General features: G+C 58.2%; 24 protein-coding genes. 3 read left to right on the forward strand and 21 right to left on the reverse strand.

Annotated features, from left to right (window positions below):
* Window positions 1–30: 30 nt before the first annotated feature.
* From ehuA to eutB, 8 genes are all read right to left on the reverse strand, one after another.
* Entirely contained in the window at window positions 31–795 is a 765-nt protein-coding gene (gene ehuA, locus CCGE525_RS32190) for an ectoine/hydroxyectoine ABC transporter ATP-binding protein EhuA (RefSeq protein WP_120708232.1), read from the reverse strand.
* Window positions 792–1484, reverse strand: a complete 693-nt coding sequence (ehuD, locus tag CCGE525_RS32195; protein ID WP_120708233.1) for an ectoine/hydroxyectoine ABC transporter permease subunit EhuD — start codon at window positions 1482–1484, stop codon at window positions 792–794. Before ehuD ends, ehuA begins: the two co-directional genes overlap by 4 nt.
* Window positions 1481–2146: an ectoine/hydroxyectoine ABC transporter permease subunit EhuC gene (gene ehuC / locus CCGE525_RS32200; protein ID WP_120708234.1), complete on the reverse strand. Its 666-nt coding sequence runs from the start codon at window positions 2144–2146 to the stop codon at window positions 1481–1483. Before ehuC ends, ehuD begins: the two co-directional genes overlap by 4 nt.
* A gap of 93 nt (window positions 2147–2239) precedes the next feature.
* A complete protein-coding gene (ehuB, locus tag CCGE525_RS32205) occupies window positions 2240–3097 on the reverse strand; it encodes an ectoine/hydroxyectoine ABC transporter substrate-binding protein EhuB (RefSeq protein WP_120708235.1) in 858 nt (285 codons plus the stop codon).
* Between the two features lie 103 nt (window positions 3098–3200).
* Entirely contained in the window at window positions 3201–4220 is a 1020-nt protein-coding gene (gene doeB / locus CCGE525_RS32210; RefSeq protein ID WP_205587496.1) for a N(2)-acetyl-L-2,4-diaminobutanoate deacetylase DoeB, read from the reverse strand.
* Between the two features lie 9 nt (window positions 4221–4229).
* A complete protein-coding gene (doeA, locus tag CCGE525_RS32215) occupies window positions 4230–5408 on the reverse strand; it encodes an ectoine hydrolase DoeA (protein ID WP_120708236.1) in 1179 nt (392 codons plus the stop codon).
* A complete protein-coding gene (gene eutC, locus CCGE525_RS32220) occupies window positions 5405–6421 on the reverse strand; it encodes an ectoine utilization protein EutC (protein ID WP_120708237.1) in 1017 nt (338 codons plus the stop codon). Before eutC ends, doeA begins: the two co-directional genes overlap by 4 nt.
* On the reverse strand, window positions 6421–7404 hold the full coding sequence (gene eutB / locus CCGE525_RS32225; protein ID WP_205587497.1) for a hydroxyectoine utilization dehydratase EutB: 984 nt from the start codon (window positions 7402–7404) through the stop codon (window positions 6421–6423). Before eutB ends, eutC begins: the two co-directional genes overlap by 1 nt.
* Before the next feature lie 385 nt (window positions 7405–7789).
* Here eutB and CCGE525_RS32230 point away from each other — a divergent pair, with 385 nt between their 5' ends.
* A complete protein-coding gene (locus CCGE525_RS32230; RefSeq protein ID WP_120708239.1) occupies window positions 7790–8674 on the forward strand; it encodes an AraC family transcriptional regulator in 885 nt (294 codons plus the stop codon).
* A gap of 144 nt (window positions 8675–8818) precedes the next feature.
* Here CCGE525_RS32230 and minE read toward each other — a convergent pair whose 3' ends face one another.
* From minE to otnK, 13 genes are all read right to left on the reverse strand, one after another.
* The gene (gene minE / locus CCGE525_RS32235; RefSeq protein ID WP_120708240.1) at window positions 8819–9079 is read right to left on the reverse strand and encodes a cell division topological specificity factor MinE; all 261 of its coding nucleotides are present in this window, start codon (window positions 9077–9079) and stop codon (window positions 8819–8821) included.
* A complete protein-coding gene (gene minD / locus CCGE525_RS32240) occupies window positions 9076–9891 on the reverse strand; it encodes a septum site-determining protein MinD (protein ID WP_120708241.1) in 816 nt (271 codons plus the stop codon). Before minD ends, minE begins: the two co-directional genes overlap by 4 nt.
* Before the next feature lie 32 nt (window positions 9892–9923).
* Window positions 9924–10661 carry a septum site-determining protein MinC gene (minC, locus tag CCGE525_RS32245; RefSeq protein WP_120708242.1) on the reverse strand — a complete coding sequence of 246 codons (738 nt, stop codon included), beginning with the start codon at window positions 10659–10661 and terminating at the stop codon, window positions 9924–9926.
* 287 nt (window positions 10662–10948) lie between these two features.
* Window positions 10949–11653, reverse strand: coding sequence for an EAL domain-containing protein (locus tag CCGE525_RS32250; RefSeq protein ID WP_120708243.1), 705 nt, complete (start codon window positions 11651–11653; stop codon window positions 10949–10951).
* A gap of 322 nt (window positions 11654–11975) precedes the next feature.
* Window positions 11976–12314 (reverse strand): slr1659 superfamily regulator, encoded by a 339-nt coding sequence (locus CCGE525_RS32255; protein ID WP_120708244.1) that lies wholly within the window; start codon window positions 12312–12314, stop codon window positions 11976–11978.
* Window positions 12315–12323: 9 nt separating this feature from the next.
* Window positions 12324–12890: a slr1658 superfamily regulator gene (locus tag CCGE525_RS32260; protein WP_120708245.1), complete on the reverse strand. Its 567-nt coding sequence runs from the start codon at window positions 12888–12890 to the stop codon at window positions 12324–12326.
* Between the two features lie 4 nt (window positions 12891–12894).
* Window positions 12895–15255 (reverse strand): SpoIIE family protein phosphatase, encoded by a 2361-nt coding sequence (locus CCGE525_RS32265; RefSeq protein ID WP_120708751.1) that lies wholly within the window; start codon window positions 15253–15255, stop codon window positions 12895–12897.
* Complete coding sequence (locus CCGE525_RS32270) at window positions 15252–16430, reverse strand: class I SAM-dependent methyltransferase (protein ID WP_120708246.1); 1179 nt, start codon at window positions 16428–16430, stop codon at window positions 15252–15254. The genes CCGE525_RS32265 and CCGE525_RS32270 overlap by 4 nt, the downstream gene beginning before the upstream one ends.
* Window positions 16427–16945, reverse strand: coding sequence for a ubiquinone biosynthesis methyltransferase UbiE (locus CCGE525_RS32275; protein WP_245472229.1), 519 nt, complete (start codon window positions 16943–16945; stop codon window positions 16427–16429). Before CCGE525_RS32275 ends, CCGE525_RS32270 begins: the two co-directional genes overlap by 4 nt.
* Window positions 16946–17022: 77 nt before the next feature.
* On the reverse strand, window positions 17023–18693 hold the full coding sequence (locus tag CCGE525_RS32280) for a putative bifunctional diguanylate cyclase/phosphodiesterase (RefSeq protein ID WP_120708247.1): 1671 nt from the start codon (window positions 18691–18693) through the stop codon (window positions 17023–17025).
* Window positions 18694–19133: 440 nt separating this feature from the next.
* The gene (locus CCGE525_RS32285; protein WP_120708248.1) at window positions 19134–19340 is read right to left on the reverse strand and encodes a KTSC domain-containing protein; all 207 of its coding nucleotides are present in this window, start codon (window positions 19338–19340) and stop codon (window positions 19134–19136) included.
* A gap of 286 nt (window positions 19341–19626) precedes the next feature.
* Window positions 19627–20262: a 3-oxo-tetronate 4-phosphate decarboxylase gene (gene otnC, locus CCGE525_RS32290; RefSeq protein ID WP_120708249.1), complete on the reverse strand. Its 636-nt coding sequence runs from the start codon at window positions 20260–20262 to the stop codon at window positions 19627–19629.
* Window positions 20259–21548, reverse strand: coding sequence for a 3-oxo-tetronate kinase (gene otnK / locus CCGE525_RS32295; RefSeq protein WP_120708250.1), 1290 nt, complete (start codon window positions 21546–21548; stop codon window positions 20259–20261). Before otnK ends, otnC begins: the two co-directional genes overlap by 4 nt.
* A gap of 370 nt (window positions 21549–21918) precedes the next feature.
* Between otnK and CCGE525_RS32300 the strand changes: the two genes are divergently transcribed.
* Together CCGE525_RS32300 and CCGE525_RS32305 are read left to right on the forward strand one after the other, a co-directional pair.
* On the forward strand, window positions 21919–22665 hold the full coding sequence (locus tag CCGE525_RS32300) for an SDR family NAD(P)-dependent oxidoreductase (RefSeq protein WP_120708251.1): 747 nt from the start codon (window positions 21919–21921) through the stop codon (window positions 22663–22665).
* A gap of 42 nt (window positions 22666–22707) precedes the next feature.
* Window positions 22708–23742, forward strand: a complete 1035-nt coding sequence (locus CCGE525_RS32305) for an RNA polymerase subunit sigma-70 (RefSeq protein WP_120708252.1) — start codon at window positions 22708–22710, stop codon at window positions 23740–23742.
* Window positions 23743–23852 lie beyond the last annotated feature (110 nt).

Here is a 23852-nt window from a genome sequence, read left to right on the forward strand (position 1 = left end):
GATACATCTCGCAGCACAGTTCCTTTTCAGTCAGAGAACAGAGCGCAGAAACTCCTTGGTACGATCTTCCGTCGGGGCACTGAAGATCGCTTCGGGCTTGCCTTCTTCACAAATGCGACCCTTGTCGAAGAAGCAGACGCGATCGGATACCTCCCGTGCGAACCGCATTTCATGGGTCACCAGCAACATCGTCAGATCGTGCTCATGCGCAAGATCGCGAATGACGCCGAGCACCTCTCCCACGAGCTGAGGATCGAGCGCTGAGGTCGGCTCGTCGAACAGCAGGACTCGGGGACGCATGGCAAGGGCTCGAGCTATGGCGACGCGCTGCTGCTGGCCGCCGGAAAGCTGGCTCGGATATTGATCCTTCTTCTCGGAAAGACCGACCATGCGCAACAGCTCGATGGCGCGAGCCTCCGCCTCCGCTCGACTCAGTCCGAGCACACGCGTCGGCGCCTCGACGATATTGCGCAGCACCGTCATATGCGGAAACAGATTGAAGCTCTGGAATACCATACCGACGTGCGTGCGGATCTGGCGCAGATGCGCCTCGCTGGCGCCGAAGCGGCCGCAGCCGTTCTCCTGATGGTAGGACATGCCGGCCAGATGCAACGTGCCTTCCTGGAAAGGTTCCAGCGTCATCAGAATGCGCAGAACCGTCGATTTGCCCGAGCCCGATGGTCCGATCAACGTCACCTTCTCGCCGGGTGCGACGTCGAAACAGAAGTCATCGAGCACGACAAAATCGCCGTAGCGCTTGGTGACGTCGTGAAAGCGGATCAAAGGTTCGGTCATCTCAATGCAATTCCGTGTTTCGGCAACGCCTTCTCGAGCCAATGAATAGCCGCCGAGCAGACGAGCGTGAGGATGAGAAAGATCAGGCCAACGAGAGACAGCGGCACCAGATATTCGAAAGTCCGGTCGCCGATGAGGTTGGCGAGGTTCAGCATGTCGACGACAGTGACAACAGACAGAACCGGCGTCTCCTTGAGCATGGAGACGAGATAATTGCCCATGGCCGGGATGATGCGCGGAATCGCCTGCGGGATGATGATGTCCCAATAGGTCAGGCCGCGTCCCAGATTGAGCGCCGTCGCCGCTTCCCATTGGCCGCGCGCCACGGCATCCAGGCCGCCACGATAAACTTCCGAGGTATAGGCCGAATATTGCAGGCCGAGTGCCAGCGCTCCGGTGAGAAAGGCCGGCAGGACGATCCCGTAGATCGGCAGCACATAATACAGGAAGAAGAGCTGGACGAGCAGCGGCGTATCGCGCAGGAATTCAATGACGAGCGCCGTCGGCCAGGAGATCGCCACGAAGCTGCTGCGCCGCAACAGCGCGAACACCAGGCCAAGGACCAGGGCGATCGCAAATCCAGCCGCCGCCGCCTCCAGCGTCACGATCAATCCGATGCCAAGGATCGGCAGGATCGACAGTGCGAACGAGAGCGTCGAGGACGTGTCCCAGGCAAAGCCATACATCATGCCGGCGCCCTCCCCGGAAAGGCGGCGCCGCGACGAAGGATCGTCTCAAGCCAGCGCATGAAGACGACAAGGATAAGCGCCATGATGAAATATCCCATCAGCGTCAGCGAATAGATCGTGACGCTGTCCAATGTGATGTTGCGCAATTGCTGTGCCTGGAACGTCAGATCGCTGATCGAGATCAGCGACACCAACGCTGTGTCCTTCAGGTTCTGAACGGCGAGGTTGCCGAATGGCGGCATCATCTCCACCACCGCCTGAGGCAGGACGATATGGAAGAGCGCCTGTCCGTGTCCGAAGTTCAGGGCGCGCGCCGCTTCGTGCTGCGTATCTGGAACCGACTGCAACGCGCCGCGCACCACCTCCGCGCCGTAGGCACCGATGTTCAGCGCCAGACCGGCGATGCCGGTCGTGATCGGATCGAACGATATCCCGATCAGCGGCAGCGCATAGTAGAGCCAGAAGAGCTGCACCAGCAGCGACGTACCCCGGAATATTTCTATATAGACCAGCGCAATCCAGGAAAACAGGACACCGCCGGCGAACCTTGCTAGGCCGGCCGCGAAGGCAAAGATTGCGCCGAGCAGCATCGATGCGACGGCGATGATCGCCGTCACCTCTGCCCCCTTCAGCAGTGCCGGAAGATAATGCGTCCAGCTCATGTCCGGGTTACCTCCGTTCGTGAGATGCATGGGACCGATCGGCCCAGCCCTTGCCCACAGGCAAAGACCGAGCCGAGTTGGATATCGCCAGCCTCACTTGCCCGCGCACAGGTCTTCCGTGTTCTTGGTCCGTGCGGCCTCGACACTTTCGGCGCTAAGTCCGTAAGACATCAGGATCTTCTTGTAGTCATCCGTCTTCTTGAAGGCGGCGAGCGCGGTATTGAACTCCTTGTAGAGATCGTTGTCCTCAGGACGGAAATCGAAACCACCATAGCTTCTAACCGACTTGCCTTGGATGATCGGATCGGTGAAGGGAGCTGCCTGCTCGACATTCGTGCCGCCTTGGACCAGCTTGGCGACCGTCAGCTCCGTTGCTGCATAGGCATCGGCGCGGCCGGTCTGGATGGTCGAGAGCGCGTCGGCATTGGCCTGGATCATGACGATCTGAGAGTCAGGAATGCCGAGGCCATGGAAGAAGTCGAGCTGATCTGCACCCGATACGATCGCGACTTTGAGAGACGGATCCTTCTTGATGTCTTCATAGGAATGCAGTTTCTTCGGATTGCCCTTCGGCACCAGCAAGCCCTCGCCATAGCTTGAATTCGGCGTGGTGAATTGGACCTGCTTGCAACGCTCTGGCAAAATGTTCTGCTCGGCGGCGACGAAATCGAAGCGCTTGGCCTTCAGGCCGGGAATAAGCGATCCGAACGGCGTCACGGTCCAATCGACCTCCTTCACGCCCATCGACTTCAGGACGGCAGCGGCAACGTCGGGACCGATGCCCTTGGCAGCGCCGCTCTCGTCCATATAGCTGTAAGGAACCTCATTGGCGCTGGCGCCGCGGATATAGCCATCCTTTTTGACCTGATCGAGGCTGGCGGCATGTGCGGAAGCGGCTAGGCCGATGGTCAGACCCATGGCGGCAAAGCTGCGGTAAAAATTCGATCTCATTGTTCACTCCTCTGTGGTTGAATTCCGTCATCGGCTGTCCGGTTTTCCGGATCTTTGCCGCAACGGGGTGGTGATCCGCGCCGCGTTGTCGCGGCGCGGTAATTCAGGGGGCCTCCGTCAAGGTTGCGACGACGGCAAGGCAATCCCCGGCCTTGATGAGGCCGGGGAAATGACGTGCGGCAAGGACACCGTCGAGAGCCGCCCGATAGTCAAAGGGTACTGATCCGGTGCGGCCGATCGGATGCACCCGGGCGATGATCTCGCCGGCCGCAACCATGTCGCCAAGATCCTTCACGGGTTCGAAAAGGCCGTCCGCTTCGGAAAAGACGAAGCAATCGGAAGACGGCATATCGAGCCATTGCGTTGCATCCGCCTCCGGCGCGCCGGCAACGATACCGGCTTGCTTCAGGACGTTCAAAACACCGCGCTTGGCAATGGAAGCCGTACGCGCTGATATGGTTCCACCACCCGAAAGCTCGGTCGTCACAAAAACCTTGCCCATCTCCTCGGCAGTCGTGTCGTACATGCCGACGGCATCGATCTCGATCATCCGCATCGAATAGGGAGCAGAAAACGCGGCGACCGCGTCGAAACAGGCCCTTTCCTGCCGCTTATCCGGCAGCGCATGGGCCGCGGCATAGGGCAGGAAATCGAGCGTTCGGCCACCCGAATGGAAGTCCAGCACGATGTCTGCCAGCGGCAGCAGGTAGCGGGTAAAATAATCGGCGATCTTCTCCGTCGCACCGCCGTCAGACCGCCCAGGAAAGCTGCGGTTGAGATTGCCCTTGTCGATCGGCGACGTGCGGGTGCCCGCTTGGAAGGCGGGATAGTTCATTGCCGGGACGACGATAACCCTACCCTTGATCTCGTCGGCCTTCAGCGTCCGGGCGAGATCGAAGAGCGCGACAGGCCCCTCATATTCATCGCCATGGTTGGCTCCGGTCAGAAGCGCCGTCGGGCCTTCGCCGTTTTTGACGACGCAGATCGGGATCATGATCGAGCCCCAGGCAGAATCGTCGCGTGACCAGGGTAGTCGCAGGTGACCATGTTGGACGCCGTCACGATCGAAATCGACAGTTGGCGTTACGGGCGATGGGCGTGTGATAATCGTCATGCTGTTCATGTCCGGTGATCACTTCACAACCAGTTTACGGGGTACGTTGGACAGGCATTCGACGCCGCTTTCCGTGATCACGATGCTTTCGGTGATCTCCATACCCATGGTTTCAAGCCAGAGACCTGTCATGAAATGGAAGGTCATGCCGGGCTGCAGTTCCGAGCGGTCACCGGGGCGCAGGCTCATGGTCCGCTCGCCCCAATCCGGCGGATAGGAGAGACCAATCGGATAGCCGGTGCGGTTGTCCTTTACGATCCCGTATTTCTTCAGCACCGCGAAGAAGGCGTTGGCGATGTCTTCGCAGGCGTTGCCCGGCTTTGCGGCGGCAAGACCGGCCTCCATGCCTTCGAGCGTCGCCTTCTCGGCATCCAGAAAGGCTTGGGTCGGCTTGCCGAGGAAGACGGTTCGTGACAGCGGGCAATGATAACGGCGATAGCACCCTGCAATTTCGAAGAAGGTCCCCTCGCCGCCCTTCATCGGCTTGTCGTCCCAGGTCAGATGAGGCGCGGACGCATCGGCGCCCGATGGCAACAACGGTACAATCGCGGCATAGTCGCCGCCGAAGCCATCAACGCCGCGGATGCCTGCATCATAAATTTCGGCCACAAGATCGGATTTGCGGATACCCGGCTCGACCTTTTCGACGATCCGCTTGTGCATCGCCTCGACGATGCGGCCGGCCTTGCGCATGTAATCGAGTTCGGTCGGGCTTTTGACAGCGCGCTGCCAGTTCACCAGCCCCTGGGCATCCTTGAAACGCGCATTTGGCAGGTGCTTGACCAAAGAGGCATAGGCCGCAGCAGTGAACCAGTAGTTGTCCATCTCGACGGCGATTGAGGCATTGGCCCAGCCGCGCTCTTCGATGATCTTGGACAGCAGATCCATCGGATGGCGCTCGTTCGACTGCACATAATGATCGGGATAGCCGATGATGTTGTCGTGGCTGAGATAGGCCGTGCGTTTCGCACCGTTGGCATCCTGGCCGCGTCCATACCAGATCGGTTCGCCGGAGCCTGGCACCAGCACGCATTGATGCACATAGAAGGACCACCCGTCATATCCTGTCAGCCAATGCATGTTGGACGGATCGGTCACGATGACGAGATCGACACCCGCCTTCTCCATGGCGCGCCGCGTCTTGGCAAGCCGATCGGCATATTCGGAGCGGGTGAAATTGAGGGTCGGTTCGCTCACGCTGAATCTCCTGATGCTTTTGTCGTTTCAATTGCCTGTCCTGCGCCGGCATCAATGGCGCGGCCAAGGGCAAGCGTGGCAATGGCCGTGTCCTGCACGCCGGTGCCGGTCAGATCGCAAAGGGTGATCGCTTCGCTTGACTGACGTCCGGCAGCTTGGCCGCAGATGATGGCGCCGAGTTCGGGGAAAGCCGAGGCTGCGCTCACAAGTCCCGCGGCAATGGCGTGATGCAGCTCGCCGAGCCGGCGAGTCTGCCTCAGGCTGTCGGCGACATAGGGAGCGGCGCGCAGGATCGCCGCCGGGTCGATCTCGTTCTTGTGCTCGGCATCCGAGCCCATGGCAGTGACATGCTGGCCCGGCTCCAGCCATGAGGCGTCGAGGATCGGCCTGTCCGAAGGGGTGGTGGTGACGATGATGTCGGTGCCGCGGCAGGCCCGTTCGGCGTCAGCCTCGGCCGAAACCGGAAAGCCGAGCTCGGCCGTCAGCTCTTTGGCAAGCCGTTTGGCCTTTTCCATATCACGCGCCCAGATGCGGGCGGCTTGGATCGGCCGTACCAAAGTCAATGCGCGGAGCTGCAGGCGCGCCTGCATGCCGGCACCGAGGATTGCCGCAACCCGGGTGTCCGGGCGGGCAAGATGCTTTGCGGCAACGGCGCCGGCGGCAGCGGTGCGCACATCCGTCAGATAGCCGTTGTCAAGCAGAAGGGCTTCGACCAGTCCGGTATGCGCCGACAGCAGCATCATCAGCCCGTTGGTGCTGGGCAGGCCGAGCGACGGATTGTTGAAAAAGCCGGGGCTTACCTTGATCGCGAAACTGTCGAGATCCGGCACATAGGCTGTCTTGACGTCGACCTCGCCACGGTAGGCGGGAATATCCAGCCGCATGATCGGCGGCATCTCCACCGCCTTAGTCGCCAGGGCCGCAAAGGCTTGCTCGACACAGTCGACCGCATCCGCGTCGAGCTGCACGATTCTACGCAAATCGGTTTCTGTTAGCACAAGTACACGCGCCATCACGCCGCTCCCGATTTGATGCCGTCGACAATTTTGCGATGGACCGCCGGATCGATGTTGCCGCCTGACACGACGATGGCCGTCGGGCCGCCAGGCCTGACCTTATTGGCAAGCAGTGCCGCGATGCCGACCGCGCCCGCGCCTTCGATGATCTCGCCTTCGACTGTAGCCATATGGCGGATGCCAGCCGCTATCTCGTCCTCGCTGAGCAGGATCACCTCGTCGAGAAGGTCGCGGCACAAGGCAAAGGTCAGGCGATTGTCGAGCCCGATGCCGCCGCCGAGCGAATCCGCCAGGGTTTCAAGCTCCTCGACTTCAATAGGGGTACCGGCGGCAAGGCTTGCTGCCATCGCCGCTCCCCGCTCCATCGATATGCCGACGACCTTGGCCTGTGGCCGTCTGCCCTTGATCGCAGCGGCAACGCCGGACGCCAAGCCACCGCCCGACAGAGGTACGAGGACAAGTGAAACATCCGACAGGCCGTCCGCGATCTCGAGTCCGATTGTTCCCTGGCCGGCAATCACGCAGGCATCGTCGAAAGGCGGCACGAAGCTCATGCCCTCCTCGCTTACTAGGCGCTCGACCTCGCGCATGGCGTCATCCTGGGATTGGCCAACGATGCGGACTTCAGCCCCGAGGCTGCGGATCGCCTCGACTTTGTTGGCGGGAACAAGCGCCGACAGGCAAATGGTCGCCCGCGCGCCCAATGCCCTGGCGGCGTGTGCGACTGCTCTGCCGTGATTACCCGTGGAAGCCGTTGCCAACCCGCGCGAACGTGCCTCCTCATCCAGGCAGAGGACCGCATTGGTGGCTCCCCGAAGCTTGAAGCTGCCGGTCTGCTGGTGATTTTCCAGCTTGAGAAACACGGGCGCGCCGGATTGATGGGAAAGCGCCTGCGAGCGCAGCAAGGGCGTGCTGACGACGTGTCCGGCAATGCGTCGCCGTGCCTCTTCGATATCGGGCAATGTCACCATTGCCGTCATCGCACAGTCCGCTGGTTTAGAAATGCTGTGACTGACGTCAGCACGATTTCATATCTCTTTCACGACCAATGTTCATGACATCAGCGTGAAAGAGACAAAAGATCATGTCAATCTGAATATTGTTTCATTACAATTTTGAGATGCTTAATCGCATGACACAGCCCCTCGGGGCGGCCTATTCATTAGGTCGGCCGCTGAACCTACTCAATCGGGGGGCCGGAGGACACTGTTACCTGATCCGCGTCCTACATCGGAGTTTATGTGCCCTCGCGCCCGCCCGTAACGGTCGTTGGCAACGTTGTGTGAACCGTGGCAAAACCGCAAGATCGGTCGAGCGGGTCATGCCTGCGTGCGTTTAGTTGGTGTTGCCACGGAGAATAGAACGATGAAGGCGGCGCTTCGAAACTACCATACCCGGATGCAGCGGGTGCTGGATCACATAGATCGGCATCTGGACGACAATCTGGACCTGGACACGCTGAGCAGCGTCGCAGCCTACTCGAAATATCATTTGCACCGGCAGTTCACGGCGACCTTTGGGCTGTCCATGTATCACTATATCCAGCTCGCCCGCATGAAGCGCGCTTCCGGGTGCTTGGCCTCGGACGACGCCCAAAGTGTCACGGACATAGCAATGGACGCCGGTTACGATGCACCGGATGCTTTCGCCCGCGCCTTTCGGCGACAGCTCGGACAGTCGCCTTCGTCGTTTCGCAAATCTCCCGATTGGGATCCGTGGCTCTCGGCCTTCGGGCCGCTCGACAATGCGAGGAGCAAGCTCATGCAGATTATCTTTACCCATGACGACGTGACAATCCGCGAGGTGCCCCCCACGCCGGTGGCGGTCATGGAGCATCGGGGCGACCGAGCGACGCTCGAAGCCACCTTCGAGCGGTTCCGTGCCTGGCGCAAGGCCGCGGGCCTATCGCCAGAGACCAGCCCGACTTTCACGGTCTTCCGTTCCGAAAGGGTCCCCGCGGTCCCGGCCGACTATGCCATGGACCTGTGTATCGGGACCAACCAGCCGATCGCGCCGGACGACGCACAGATGAAGGCCGGTGTGATTCCCGGCGGACGCTGCGCGGTGCTGCGTTACCCTGGCAATACCCAGAATCTCGAGCCCGCTGCGCTCTTCCTCTACCGGGACTGGCTTCCGGCCAGCGGCGAGGAGGCACGCGACTTCCCGATCTATTGCCGACGGCAGCTTTCTCTCATCCCGGAGGTGCCGGCGCATGAAGTGGTGGTCGAGCTGTTTCTGCCGTTGAAATAGCGCCCTCCGACGGCGGCCTGTCCCTTCCGATCGCAAGAAGCGGGCAGGCCGCGATCCACCCGATCTCGGTCTTTATGGGTTCACAGCCTACTAGTTCAACTGCTCGGGCAAAGCCGGCGCTTTGGCAACCGCCCAAGCGACTCTTCAAGCAGCCTGGACAACTGCGTTCAGCGGAATTTCGACGTCGATTTCCAGGGTCGAGACGTGCTCGTTGCAATCCATCTTGACTTGCACCTTGTCGCCCTCGAGCTGCACGTGCTTTGCTATCACGCCAAGGATTTCCTCCCGCAGCAGCGATACCAGGTCAGAGCCTGCCGACGAGCGTTCGTGGGCAAGAAGTACCTGCAAGCGTTCTCGAGCCGCTGGTGCGGTTCTTTGCTTGCTGAAAAGACGAAAAATGTTCATGCCGCCCTCCGTCCGAATATCTTGCCGAATATGTTCCGCCTTTCGCCAGGAATCGTGATCGGCAGAACTTCGCCGGTGAGCCGGCGCGCCGCGTCGAAATAAGCCATAGCGGGTGCACTGCGGCTGTCGGCCAGCGTGACAGGGGCGCCGATATTGGACGCTCGTAGAACATCCGAGCTTTCCGGAATGATGCCGAGGAGCGGAATAGACAGTATCTCCAGCACATCGTCGACCTTGAGCATATCGCCCCGCTCGGCGCGGTTGGCGTCGTAACGGGTCAGGAGCAGATGCTTCTCGATCCGCTCGCCGCGCTCAGCCTTGGCTGTCTTGGAATCCAGCAAGCCAATGATGCGGTCCGAGTCGCGCACCGACGAGACCTCCGGGTTGGTAACAACCACCGCCGTATCCGCGTGGCGCATGGCGAGAGTAGCGCCGCGTTCGATCCCTGCGGGACTGTCGCAGATGATCCAATCAAAGTGTTGCTTCAAGTCATTTATGACCCGTTCGACACCTTCCGCCGTCAAGTTGTCCTTGTCCCGGGTTTGCGAGGCCGGCAGCAAAAACAGCGTATCCAGTCTCTTGTCGCGGATCAGCGCCTGGGGGAGCTTGGCGTCGCCATGTATGACATTGATCAGGTCGTAGACGACCCTCCGTTCGGCGCCCATGACAAGATCGAGATTCCTCAGCCCGACGTCAAAATCGACGACGACGACCTTATCATTCCTCTGCGCCAGAGCCGCTCCAAGCGCGGCAGTCGAGGTCGTCTTGCCAACCCCGCCCTTGCCTGACGTGACTACGATGACTTTCCCCATCTTGCTCTCCTCTGTCCTGGCCGGCTGCCGGCTCAGATAAGTTTCTCTGCCATGATCGCGTCGCCTTCGAGCCAGAGCTGGACAGCCTGTCCGCGAAGGTTGGGGGCCATGTCTTCTGCCATTTTATAGATGCCGTCGATCGCGACCAATTCCGCCTCAAGCTTCCGGCAGAAGATGCGCGCCGACGCGTTTCCAAGCGACCCCGCCATGGCTCGGCCGCGCAAACTGCCGTAGATATGGACCGACCCTCCGGCGATGATCTCCGCGCCTGAAGCAACCGATCCGACGACGGTGACATCCCCTTCCGGGAAGATCACCGATTGACCCGAACGTACCGGTTCCCTGATGACAATGGATTGCATTGCCGGACGAGTCTCGACCGCTGCTGGTCTGCTCTGCACTTCGACAACCGGTTCCTTAACAGGAACCTCGTTTACAGGCACCTCGATATCGGAAACCGGCCGACCACCTTTGAGCGCGGGAGGCATGCCCGGCCCCAGGATTGAAGGGCGCGCACCCTCGATACCCATGATGCTGACATTGCGCCGGGCAAGCTCGGCGATCAGCTCCTTCAACTGCGAGCGGTCAATCGACAGGTCCGTCAGGTCGAGCACGACCGGACGTCCTAAAAAGAAGCCCGCCGAACGCGCGGCGAGATCATCGAGCCTGATCAACCAATCTTCGATGGGAAGATCCGGGGAAAGCATGACCGCCAGGAAAGAACGGCCTTTGATGCGGATCGAGCGAGCGTCTGTTAGCACTTTGGTCATCTGTGTGAATAATTCGTTGACTCTGTGTACCGCCGCTATGGTTAACAAATAGTTAATGCGATCGAGATCACATCCGGCATCGCATCACCATGGTGGAAATTTTATTGCGTGATATCAGAGACTTGCGGCAGTGATTGCCGATCCAACCTATATTAACGAGGCACCAAAAATTGGAGCGGCCACGAGAACTGATAGCTTCTATTATGACGTCATCGATAGCGGAACGCCGAAAGCGGCAAGTTGGCCGCTTGCTGTGAAAGGCCTGAGCAATCGCCTTCCGACTCAGATCACTGATTTGGCAAGCCGGCTGGCTTTCCGAACAGAAAACCTTGCACGTGAGTCGCGCCAGAAGCGCGGGCAGCATCCAGGTGCTCTTCCTTTTCGATGCCTTCGGCAACGATGGTCGGGGCAACACAGGAGGCAAAGCCGACGAGATAGTGCAGGCTGTTCTGTCCCTTTTCGGACATCCGGACATTCCGCACCAGCGAAGCTTCGATCTTGATTATATCGGCCGGGACTGTCAGCAGCCGCGCAGGCGTCGCCATACCTGCTCCGAAATTATCGATGGCCACACGGCAGCCAAGCGCGCGAACGGCTGCCAGCCTGTCGACACCCTCGCTCACCAGCGGATAGGTCTCCGTAATTTCAAGGATAAGTCGTGGAGCGAGTTCTGAACGGCGCTCGATTTGGCGGAGAATCTGTCTCCAGTGGTCTCGGTCGGCCAAATTGGCGGCCGAGATGTTGCATCCGAGCACAAGATCTTGATCTTTGGCCAGTCTCGACAGAATGAGGTCCAGCATGCGCGCATCAAGATCGAAGGAAGCGAGGGAAGACTCCAGATAAGGTGCAAACGCGCTTGCGCTGTGAACGACACCATGAGCGTCTGAAATCCGCGCGAAGCACTCCCAATAGAGCACTTTCTCCGGAACATCGATTTGGCTGACCTTTTGTGCGGCAAAACTCAGTCCGCGATCGGAAACAGCCTTGGACATAATGGGAAGCGCCTCCAGCGATGCTGTTCTCAGTCACTGTTTTCGACTGTGGGCGGGGCCGCCAAATCTTTTATGCGAATTTCCAGACAACGGAAACGATACAACCGAACGGCGTTGTCGGGTCAATTGAATTTCGTATGTTAGTAACTTATAAGTACATCGGAAGGGCTAATTGTGTCAAATCCTCAATCACTGCGAGATTTTATGCAACCCTGCCTTTATCCTGAAAACGGCGCCCGCCCCCGCGATAAGTAATCCGTCATCGAAAGCTTACGCGATTCGGCTCTCCAAGTCAGAACCAAATGTCGCAATCATTGTAATATTAGCTGAGCCGTAAATCGAGGTCGCGATAAAGCTTCTTCAAGTTCGGCAGAGATTTCAGTTGCCACGAAATCTGGTTGGAACCGCGCACCGTCATGTGCACGTCGGCGCGTTTGCGGGCCTCTATCGTCAGTTTCGCGAGCAGGTTTATACCCGACGAATTCAGAAACTGAAGCCCCGTGAGATCGAGTGTCAGCCGCTCAGGATTTTTCCCGAGCAGATCCATCGCCAACTGAAAGATCGGAGCGTAGGCATCCGATCCCGACAAACGCAAGGAACCGTCGAAGAACACAACGTATCCTTCAGTCCAAACGCGAAACGCCTCTCCTCTGATTTCCATGGTCAAAACTCAGCCATTTGGGACGGAAGGAACTGGTAAGGAAGCATAGGTCTCCAGACGCGTTCGACCGCTCGGCCGGTTCGCATCAAAAACCCACGCCAATTCAGTGTCATAGTCGCTCATCAGCGTCAGTAGTCCAAGGCCGGACTCCGTGCCAAACGCCAGCGCCGCATTCTTCTCAATTTGCCGGATGAGCAGCTCCCCAGGATTATCGGCGGTTATCTGCTCAAGCAGATGCTGAAAACGCGTTGCATTTTCGTTGTCGATAAAATTCGAAACCTTCATCCGAAACCGTTCTCCGTCGATGGAAGCCGAAATATCAATCTCCCCGGACACGCGGAACTTCACAGCATTTTCGATAAGTTCATTGGCTACGTAACCAATGTCGTGGCGCACCTGATGGTACACCTGACGTAAGCGCCTGTAACGCAAAGCCGTTATTTCAGCGATAAAGTCGGATGTCATCGAACAATGGGACCAACTCAGATCGAGTGGTCCGTCAAGCAATCTGAGAAAAGTGGCGCTGCCTGCACTGCTTGTTACAAGATCTGCCAGCCCAAACACGACGATCGCCATGTTATCACCTATGTCTCATTACAACCAGAGTTATGTCATCGTGAATCTTCTGCGACCCAATATAAGTCATGAGGTTGTCCAGAATGCCGTTCATCACATCCTGAGCGCTGCCGCCGTAAAGGCCACGGGCCGATTCACAAAGCCGCTCAATTCCATACAATTCGCCCTGCCGGTTTTCGGCTTCCGTAACGCCGTCCGTATGCAGAATGATGATGTCGCCGCTTCCGAACGTGACGTCTTTGGTATCGACAAACTCGGAGATATCTGAATCGAGCCCGACAGGAAGCCCAAGGTCAGCGGTTTCAATCCTCTCAACCTCTCCGCCTTGTCTCACCACAATCAGATCCTCGTGTTGGCCGGAGAGCGTCAATCGCTCCCCATCATAGTCGAGAAAGGCAAGAGTCAGGTGCTTGTCGGTCTTCGTTCGTTCGATATTCTTGTAAATCGTGCGGTTGAGGTCGTTCAGGAATTTCGCCGGATCAGTCTCTCCCGCCTCCTGCAATGCACGCGCCACGGACTGGACCATCAGCATGAGCACGCCGCTTTCAAGGCCGTGACCGGTAACGTCCCCTATTCCGATCTTCAGCCTTTTTCCATCTTGCAGGATATCGTAATAATCGCCGCCGACCTCATCGGCGGGGCGCATAAAGGCGGCGATCTCCAACTGTTCGATGGCCGCCAGTTCGTTCTGGCGCGGCAGGACCATGAGCTGTATCCGCTGCGCGACGGCCAGCTCGGCGCCAAGACGAAGGTTCTCGCTCTTCAATTGCGTGTTCAGCACCGAGATTTCCTCTTTCGCCTCGGCGATTTCCTTTGTTCTTTCCTCTACGAGCAATTCGAGGTTTTCGGTGTGAAAACTTATCTCCTCTGCCATGCGGTTGAATGCAACGCCGGCCTCGCCCACCTCGTCGCGCGATGAGATATCGACCCTCACCGAATAGTCCTTGGCCTGAATACGCCGCGCGGCACTCGCGAGCGCGCTGATGCCGCTAGTAATCCGTTTCGAAACCGCAAAGACCGCCGCGGTGACAATCATCAGCGAAATGGAGATCGCAAGGATCTGATAGAGAAGAATGCGATTTGTCGCACGCGATATTTCATCCTGTGCGGCAAACAGCGAGGCATAGATCTCCCGCTCCGGCACGACGATTCCGAGCGACATCGCTTCCTTTTGAACCGGCCCGGAAACCCAGAGGTTCGTCGGTGCTATCTGTTTAACAACAACCAGGTAGGGGATCTTCTGCCCTTGTTCGTCCAGCATAATATGCTGAATGACACCATCGCGGTCCAATGGGAGCGTCGCCATCGCCTTTTGCGTGCTGTTGTGGAACGAGCGGTCGAGACCGGTGACGCCCTTATCGCCGGTGTCGCTCGATGATCGCAGGCCGATAATCTTCTCGCCTGCGTGGTTGATGGCAACCACATTGCCATTCGACATCGTCAGGAAGCCGAAACCGGTATCGGCAACCTTCACGCTTTCGACGATTCCGGCCAGTTGGTCCAAGGTGATATCGGCCCCGCCGATGCCGGCAACGTCCTTGCGGTCGGGAGTCCAGAGGGGATCGAAGAAGCTGACGATTAGCTTGCCCGTAATGGCGTCGGTGTAGGGTGCGGTCTGCGTGATGTCGTCCGCGACGGGGCGCGTGCCCGGCTCACGAGCCCATTGCTGCCAGGATTCGTATAGGCCCGGAAAGAAAAAATCCCAAAAATTGGCGTCGTTGTGACCCGGATAGAGGCGATCAAAGGTCTGGGCCTGGTCGGTATACGGCACCGTCCTGAAGATCGGGCGCTGTTTTGGGCCGATATAATACATCTGCAACTTGGGGTAGCCGCTCGTCAGCAGGTTCGGCGCGACAAGATCGACAACAGTGCTGGTCTCTATGTCTTTTTGCACCTCGGGCAGCGGCTGATGATTTTGGTCCAGCAGATAGCCCCAAACGCTGATGACGGATGTCGAGCCCGGAAGATTCTGGGCCCATCGGCCTTTTGGATCGTAAGTGAGGTTGATGGCGCCAGGTTCGGACCGCGCCAGCGCCTCGGCGATCGCATCGTTTCGGTTGGGATGATCTATCTGCGACTGAAGAACGCCTGCGAGTGTTTTGACGTCTGAATGCACTTGATTGAGAAGCAGCCCGACGCGGGCGGCCGTCGAGTCCGCATAGGATCGGATATAATCCTGGCTCGCCCGTTCAAGACCCTGGCCCACTTCAGATGTGGCGTCGCGGGACAATCGCTGCACGTTCCACAATGCCAATCCGCCGCTGACGAGAAGGTCAAAAAGGACGGCACCTCCGACGACAAGGACAAATTTCGCTCGGAACGACCAGATGCTGGGAAGGGCAAATCGACCAATTTTCCTGTTCATAGCGGCTTCCGCCCGGAGGCCGCCCATATGGGCCAGCCGGCATAACCTTTCGGATGAAGGGCGGCGAAGATGTGATCCTGGAAGCCCTGGCGGAAACGCTTGATGAATTCCGATGTGTCGCCCCGGCGAACAGACATCTCGCCGGCATAGACGTCCTCCCAGGCGGCAACGACATCCGCAAAGTCTTGCGGATCGCCATCGAGGTTGCTGACCATGAAGCTTTCCATCTCGATGGCCTCGAAACCTGCATCTCGCAGGAGCCGGCGGCTTTTCGGGCCCATTTCGACATCCATGTCGAAATGGCTGAACAGCGTCGCCACCTCGTTATAGGTCCATTGTATGCTTGCTGCCCGTGGCTCACCAAGACAATGGGAATTCTTTTCGTTGGTTATGTAGACACGCCCGCCGGGCTTGCAGATGCGATAGAGCTCCTTGAGCAGTATATCGGGCCGATTGAAGATTTGCAGCGAATGGCGACAGGTCACCAGGTCAAACTGGTTATCTTCGAGCAGCATCTCGGATGCGTCGCCATAGGTATATTCGATATCGCGGATATCGAAATCGGCGGCGACCTTGCGTGCATAGTCGAGACTGACGGCCGAATGATCGAGCGCTACGATTCTTGCCGGCTTGAACTCCTTATGGACCAACACGGCGAAATCGCCGATCCCGCAGCAAATATCGGCCATAGCAATACCGGCGCGCATGCCATGGCGCGGCAAGATATCGCGTTCATGACGCCAGGTCATTTTCGTCTGGGTCCGCAAGATGGGAATGAAGCTCTGGTTTTCGACGAAAGTCTGGCCCGGATAAAAAGCGGAATCATACGCTTCGACGGCGATCTTCGGTTCGATAGCGCTTAAGTGATGGAACGTCCTGGTCGCCCAGCCAACGACACTGGACGTCACCACGACGAAGCGAATATCTCGCCGCGCGCGGCTGGCATTGACCAACAGGCGCGCCAAGGCGTGATACGCCGTCGCATTCATATGAATGAGGCGTTTGACATTTATGTAGAGCACGCCTCTGACTTGATTGATGCTCTTTTCGAGCAGGGTGGTCGTTTCCGCGATTTCGATAGGCGACAGCGGTCGCAGGATGCCTGAAAGCGAAAACTCCTGACTGTTTAGGTCGAACTGAGCCGAAAACAGCGGAACCGGTTCGTGCGAACTCAATTCAGTAATCCCTCCACTGGAATGTCCAATATCACCGTCAGAGCCCGGCCCTCCACCTCCCGCAACAATAGCGACGCGTCATAGTTGATCGCTAAGCCGAGCAGGATGATGTCTTCCTGGACTGAGTTTTCGTCGGCGAGTGCGTCGAGGTATCTTTCCAGAGCACCGCCTCCTGAAGCCTTGGTAGATGCATCACGGTACAGATGCTGTTGCTCGGGAGCACATGGAAAGGTCAGAGAGATCCGCTCCAAGTGGTCCCCTCGGGAAATATCGCAGTGAAGTCGCCCGGGAGCACTGCCCGAGCGGAAGGAGATCTCAAAAAGCTCGTTCAGCGCGGATGAAAGGAGATTGGCGTGCCGGACCGGATCGCTTCGATCATGGCTCACCATGCGTGCAACGTAATTCGACAACTGATTGCAATGGAGCCAATCCGACATGAAAATTTCCATTTCCATTTCCAGCTCCAGCATCGGATGAAATGGTAAAGCGGTGCGGTCCGTGCTCTGCTCGCTCAAGGCCGATCCCCCTGAATTGTCAAATATTCGCGACCTTCCGAGGGGCCAGTTCGACTGGTCCCTCGAGTTCCCACTGTTTATTTTTCGCGGCTGTGCCATCCCATCTTGTCGTTGCTCCGCAGAAACGCCAGGATCGAAGATGCGGGCAGAGGTTGGCCAAGAAAATATCCTTGCAAACGATCGCAGCCGGCAGCAATGAGCCAAGTGACTTGAGCTTGATCTTCCACGCCTTCGGCGGTGACCTTCATTCCCAGCCCATGTGCCAGCGCAACGATAAAGCGGACGATGGTCTGGCTTTTGGGGTCGCTCGTCAGATCTTTTATGAAATACTTGTCGATCTTGATGGAGTCGAAGGGAAAATTCTTCAGATAGCTCAGAGAAGAATATTCGGTGCCAAAGTCATCGAGCGATATCTGAATACCGAGGACATTTAGGGTATTCAACGTATCGAGATTATTGATCGTACGTTCGAGCAAAACACCTTCGGTGATTTCGAGCTCAAGGCGTTCAGCCGGAAATCCGATCGTGTCGAGCGTCTGCGATACTCGGTCGGTGAAGCCTCCCGTCAAGAATTCTGCAGGCGAGAGATTTACCGCGACCGTACAGTGTGACGGCCAATTCATTGCCTGCCGGCAGGCTTCTTCCAACACCCACTGACCGATCTCCGGCATCATTCCGTCGGCCTCCGCCACTGGTATGAACGCCGAGGGTGGGATGGTACCCATGATCGGATGCTGCCATCGCAACAGCGCCTCGAAGCCGACGACAGAACCCGAAGAGTCCACCAACGGCTGGTATTCAATAAAAAATTCGCGATGTTGAAGCGCGACGCGCAGGCTCCGTCGTAGCAACTCTCTCTGTTCCAAAACCATCATCATGGCGGGCTCAAATGTTCGCGCGCGCCCCCTTCCCTCACTTTTTGCAGCGTAAAGAGCGATATCGGCGGCGCGCATAAGTTGGTCTTCCTCGTTGCCATCGCGAGGAGCAAGCGCGACACCGATACTTGCGCCTGAAAACACTGCGATGCCATTCACCAGGAATGGCCTTTTAAAAGCGGTTACTAGCGAATCCGCCAACCGCTCCGCCTCTGCCGGCTGGTCATTCCGCAGCTGAATTATGGCAAACTCGTCGCCGGCCAACCGGTAGGCCGTTTCACCCGGTCCCAGAACGTTGCGGATGCGCTCGGCGGTTTGCTGCAAGACGATATCGCCTGCGGCATGGCCCAGAGTATCGTTGATCGGCTTGAACTCGTCGAGATCCAACTGCATCAGCGCGATGGCCGTTTTTCCGTCTGATAAGGCATCGCGCAGTCGTGCACCGAACTGTCGCCGGTTCGGTAGATCGGTCAAGGCGTCATGGTTGGCTTCATGCAGCAGAAGCGCCCTGTCTGCTTCCTCGGACGAAGGATCCTGCTGAAGCGAGTTCCTCGTTTCAATAACCGCGAAACCATTGGTCGGCCGAAATAGAATGAGGTCCGATAGCGCCTCGCCTGTTCTTTGGACCTGCACATTCCGCGGCCATCCAATATTGCTCGTCTGTTCCGCGAATATATTCATGCCCGGATCCTGCAGTTCCGGGTATATTCCAAACAGAGTGGCATGAGAGGTCTTGTCGTCGCCGTAGAAAGTTCTGAACCTCTCGGAAGACATTATGAGATTGAAATCGCTGTCATAAAACGAAAAAAGCACTTCATGTGCACTACCGGCTGGCACGGATATATCGGACTTAAAAACGCTACTGGCTGCCATTCCGGTCTCCGTCTTATCCTGGGAACTTTCCGGCTTCGTAATCGCTTTCAATTTCCTCTCGTCTTCGGACTTAACGGACCAACACCCCCGATGCTTGCCATGCAGCAAGCATCAAATGGCTATTTCTAATATGAAACATCAATAATTTAATAAATAACGAACTCAGGCCGCTGCACTTGCTCGATTCCGAACGGCAATCCCGCCGCGAGCAACGCTGCAGCAACGGGAATTTGCAAATTCTCATTTACATTATGCTAATGAAATTAGTGCTGTCAAACGTTCAACCATTGTTTGCGAAATACACGCAAAACAGGCTCTGGTTAGGTATTTGCTTCGATTGACATGCTTGCGCCTTTGCTCGGCGAAATGGAGCGCGCTGTTTGCAGAGAACCCTGCGGGATATGGGCTACATCTATAGCCCGTCATCCAACATTGAGCGCCTAAGCAACGCGCTCGAAGCGGGTACGAATATGTTCAATATAGTGCTGGCCGGGGGAGGTGGCCGCTACCATTGCCAAAGCAGCCTCTTCCGGAACGCCCGTAAAGAGACGCTCCTCGCCGTTCTTGAAGCGAATATAAAGACGGCCATCGTCAGGATGGAAAAAGACGGATTTGATAATCCGCGATGAAACTGTGAGCTCTTTCATGGTCACCTCGCTTTCGAGGTGGTTGTGCCATCAAAACTACAACATCGAATGAAGTGACCTAGTTAAAAAAATGTAGCGATCCGTTGAAAAAATGTAGTGATTTTAGGCCATTAACCCTTCAACACCTGATGGAAAACCGGCGGCTTGCACCAGCTCAGCACAATGGCCGTTCACACCGATCCGAGGCAGAGCGGCGTGAACGTCGCGGATCGAAGCGGAACTCACATCGCAGCGCTTGAGGCGGCATTCGAACGGAAGGCCAGTCCGCGAAGGCGAAGGTACATTATCAGCTTTTTCCGAATGTAACGAGCAGCTCTTCGATTTGGGCCGCGCTCAACCTGTTATGCGGAAGTTGACGGACCATCATGATAAGTTTTGCGGTTTCTTCCAGCTCTTCGGCAGCAAAGACAGCACCTCTGAGATCAGGACCCGCGACCACCGGCCCATGATTGGCAAGAAGAACGGCGGTGACCTCGCCTTTCAGCGCCCGGATCATGTCGCCCATGGCGGGATCCCCCGGCCTCACATAGGGGAGAAGCTTCACTTGGCCGACGCGCATGACGACATAAGGCGTGATCGGCTCGATGCAATTGTCAGGATCGACATCGGAAAGGCATGACAAAGCGGTGGCATAGGTCGAATGTAGATGCACAACCGCACCGGTCCCAGCCCGTGTCTCATGGAAGGCCCGGTGCAGGAAGACCTCTTTCGACGGCTTGTCGCCGGAGATATGGACGCCGTTGCGATCCAGTTTTGAGATCCTGGCCGGATCAAGAAATCCCAGACTAGAATTCGTGGGGGTGATCAGGATCCCATCGTCCACGGCAACGCTGATATTGCCGGCCGACCCGACCGAATAACCGCGTTCGAACAGTGATTTCGAGAACTGCACCAATTCCTCTCGAATTTTTGCCTCCGTCACGTAAGCATCCCTCCCTCCGGTTGCTTGCCCTCCATAAGGGCAAGAGCGCGTTCAAAAAAATCCCGCTGTCCGAAATTGCCCGATTTCAACGCCAGGGCCAGCGGTGCCCTGTTTGTCAACACGGGCACGCCCGGCGCAATCTCCGGCCCGATCGTCAAGGCATCCAGATCAAGCGCCGAGACGACGGCGCCAGATGTCTCGCCGCCGGCAACAACCAGACGCCTGATGCCCCGACTGACGAGCTTTCGGGCAACTGCCGCAAACAGATTGTCCAGATGTCCTGCAACGGTCTCCCGGCCGTAGCGTTCCTGTAGGGCGGCGACCTTCTCCGGTGTATCGGAGGAATAAGCGAGCGGCGCCTCCCCAACATGCGCAAGCACGAAATCAGTTACTGCATGAACATCGAGAGCGCCGTCCATCACCGCTTCCACCGCAATCGGCATCACCGGATGGTATTGGGCGTGGTAGGCGATTTGCTGCAGCGTCGCCTGCGAACAACTACCTGCAAGAACAGCCTCCGGCCCCGCAACACCTTCAAACCCGCCGCCCACCGGCTTTGCCACTCTCTCAGCGGCGAAGTTCTTTGCGAGCCCAAGCGCAATGCCCGAGCCGCCGGTCAGCAGAGGCACTCCTGCAGCCGCCGCACCGATCTCCAGCAGGTCCTCGTCCGAGATCGCGTCGACGACGACAAGGACCGCGCTCTGACGGGAGGCCTCATCGAGAGCGTTCCGGATGGCGTTTCCGCCGTCGCGCACGACGCGCCAGGGAACGAAGCCGACCGGCTCTCGGCATTGAAGCCGCAGCCACCGTCGCAGGTCACTGTCCGTCATCGGATTCAACGGGTGGGTGCGCAGGCTGGACTCGTTGAGCGGGACGTCGCCCACAAAGAGATTTCCTTGATAAAGCGTCCGACCCGCACCCGGAAAGGCCGGGCAAACGATGACGCCCTTCGCTCCAAGAGCGGATGCCAGAGCCTCCCCTACCGGGCCGATGTTGCCTTCCGGGGTCGAATCAAAGGTGGAGCAATATTTGAACACGATCTGCCGACATCCCTGCTCCCGGAGCCATGTTAAGGCCCGCAGGGATTGCGCGACTGCCTCCGTGGCGGGTATCGAGCGCGTTTTCAAAGCCACGACCCCGGCTTCACAATCGGCCGGCGCGGGCTTATCGGGGATGCCCAGGAACTGGGTCGTCGAAAGCCCTGCCGATGCGCCGTACCCTTTCGCGATGGTGTTTGCTATGTCACTCGCGCCGGTGAAGTCGTCGGCAATCACACCCAAGAGCATTAAAATTCCTCCGATAATTCCACGAGCCGCCCCGTGCGGTGGCAAGATAGCCCGGCTTATCGCCGCTGTTGAGAGGCCCAAACAGCGAAATGATGTCCAGTGGAGCGGTCCTTGTGAAAAACATATCACCGTCATGGGAAGCCGCAGGCATTTTTCTGAATAAAGCGACCGTTCCTGATTCGCGACCATCGAGGACGTCCGTCAGGGCGTCCCCAGGCTTGACGCGTCGCCTACGCGCGACGGCGCTTGGTGCCGGCCAGCCAACACCTGAAAAATTTCAGACCCAGCACCGATGATTTTCGCCTGCCCGAGCTGTCCTAATCAGTGGGCGCGCTTGAATGGTCCGGCGGCCCAGGCAGAGAGGTGATCCATGGGATCCTTACAAGGTCAGAATATTGTGGTCGTGGGAGCGAGCCGGGGTGTCGGACGTTCGATCGCAGAAGCCGCACTGAACGAAGGAGCGGCGGTGTTGGCCGTCGCGCGCGGGGAGCTCGCCCTGGTGCAATTTGCCCGAGAGGCTCCGGGCGTGAAGACGCTCGCGGTCGACGCAACCGCGGATTCGGCACCCGAAGAAGTCTTCGCCGCGCTGGAGCCACATGTGCTGGTGATCTGCGCAGGCGCTATCCCTCCCGCTGCGCCTGTGCATGAACTAAGCTGGCGGGCGTTCTCCGCGAACTGGGAGACGGACGTCAAGGCGTCGTTCCTGTTTTGCGGGGCTGCTCTGCGGGGGCCGCTCAAGCCAGGAACCCGGATTGTCTTGATCTCCAGTGGCGCCGCCTTGAGCGGAGGGCCACCGTTTTGCGGCGGCTATGCCGGTGCAAAGCGCATGCAGATGTTCCTGGCCGGCTACTGTCAAAAGGAATCGGATCGGCGCGGACTTGGCCTGCATTTCATGGACCTCGCGCCGATGCGCATCATGCCGGACACCGGCGTAGGCAAGGCGGGCGTTGACGGTTTTGCGGCCTATTCTGGCATCAAGCCCGCGGACTTCATCGCGGGCATGACCGACATGCAAACGCCGGCCGATGTTGGAAGGGCAGTGATCGCTCTCGTCACGGGAAAATCGCAAGTCGGTTCTTTTGCCGTCAGCGGGAGCGGCCTTGCGCCGACCGCCTGAGGCGCGCGTAATGCAAACCGGACTCAGAATGAGGAAATCCGCATGACAGACTCTCACGCACCTCGCGAGCCCGCACACCAACGGGACCAGCCGATCCTTGATCGGCTGGCCTTCGAACAGTTTACGAAAACCCATCGCCGGGAGATCAAGCTCCACTGTTATCGCATGATGGGCTCACTGCACGAGGCGGACGACCTCGTCCAGGATACGCTTCTTCGCGCTTGGCGTGCGAGATCGGCGTTCGATGGGCGAGGTTCGGTTCGCGGCTGGCTCTACACGATCGCGACCAACAGTTGCCTCAACGCCCTCAAGGCGAGATCGAGGACAGATCGAATTCTGCAAGTGCCGGGACAAACGCCCTCCCAAGGGCGAGCCACAGGCGGGCCTACAGCCGAACACACCTGGCTGGAGCCTTACCCTGACGCGGAGCTTCCAGACCTCGTTGATGGCGATCCCGGTCCGGAAGCACGGTATGAGACCCGCGAGGCCGTGCAACTTGCCTTCGTCGCTGCCATCCAGGTTCTGCCGCCAAGGCAGCGGGCCTCTCTGCTGCTTTCGGACGTCCTGGGGTGGTCGGCTGCCGAGACAGCCCAGTTGCTCGGTGGGTCGACCGCCTCGATCAACAGCGCATTGCAGCGGGCCCGCGCAACGCTGGCAGCGCACTATCCTCAGGGACGTCCCGAGCGTCGACCGCAACCGAAACCCGAAGAAGGCCTACTGCTCGAACGCTATATGCAGGCCTGGCAGGCCGCCAACCTCGACGGCTTCATCGAGCTTTTGCGGGAAGATGCCACTTATCACATGCCGCCCTGGCGGGAATGGTATCAAGGACGCGAAGCGATCCGCGGATTCTTCGAGACTGTCTGGGCCAATTTCGGCGGCTTCCGCACGGTGGCAATCGGAGCCAACGCCCAGCCGGCGGTCGCGGTCTATGCGAGCAGCCTCCGTGACCCTGTGTGGCAAGCCCATTCCCTACATGTGATCGAACCTGCTGAAGGTGGAATTGCCTCTCTGACGGTCTATGTGCCGCCACTTGGCTCCAAATTGTTTTCGGCCTTCGGCCTCCCGCCAGCCTAGCTATTCGCGGCCAGACATCATTGCAGCGACTCAACGAGGATGATGCATCCTCCCGGCCATTTTTATTTAGAAATAACTTATGAACCATAAGCATCCTGGCAGCGTTCCTG

The organism is Rhizobium jaguaris (assembly GCF_003627755.1).
Taxonomy (GTDB): Bacteria; Pseudomonadota; Alphaproteobacteria; order Rhizobiales; family Rhizobiaceae; genus Rhizobium; species Rhizobium jaguaris.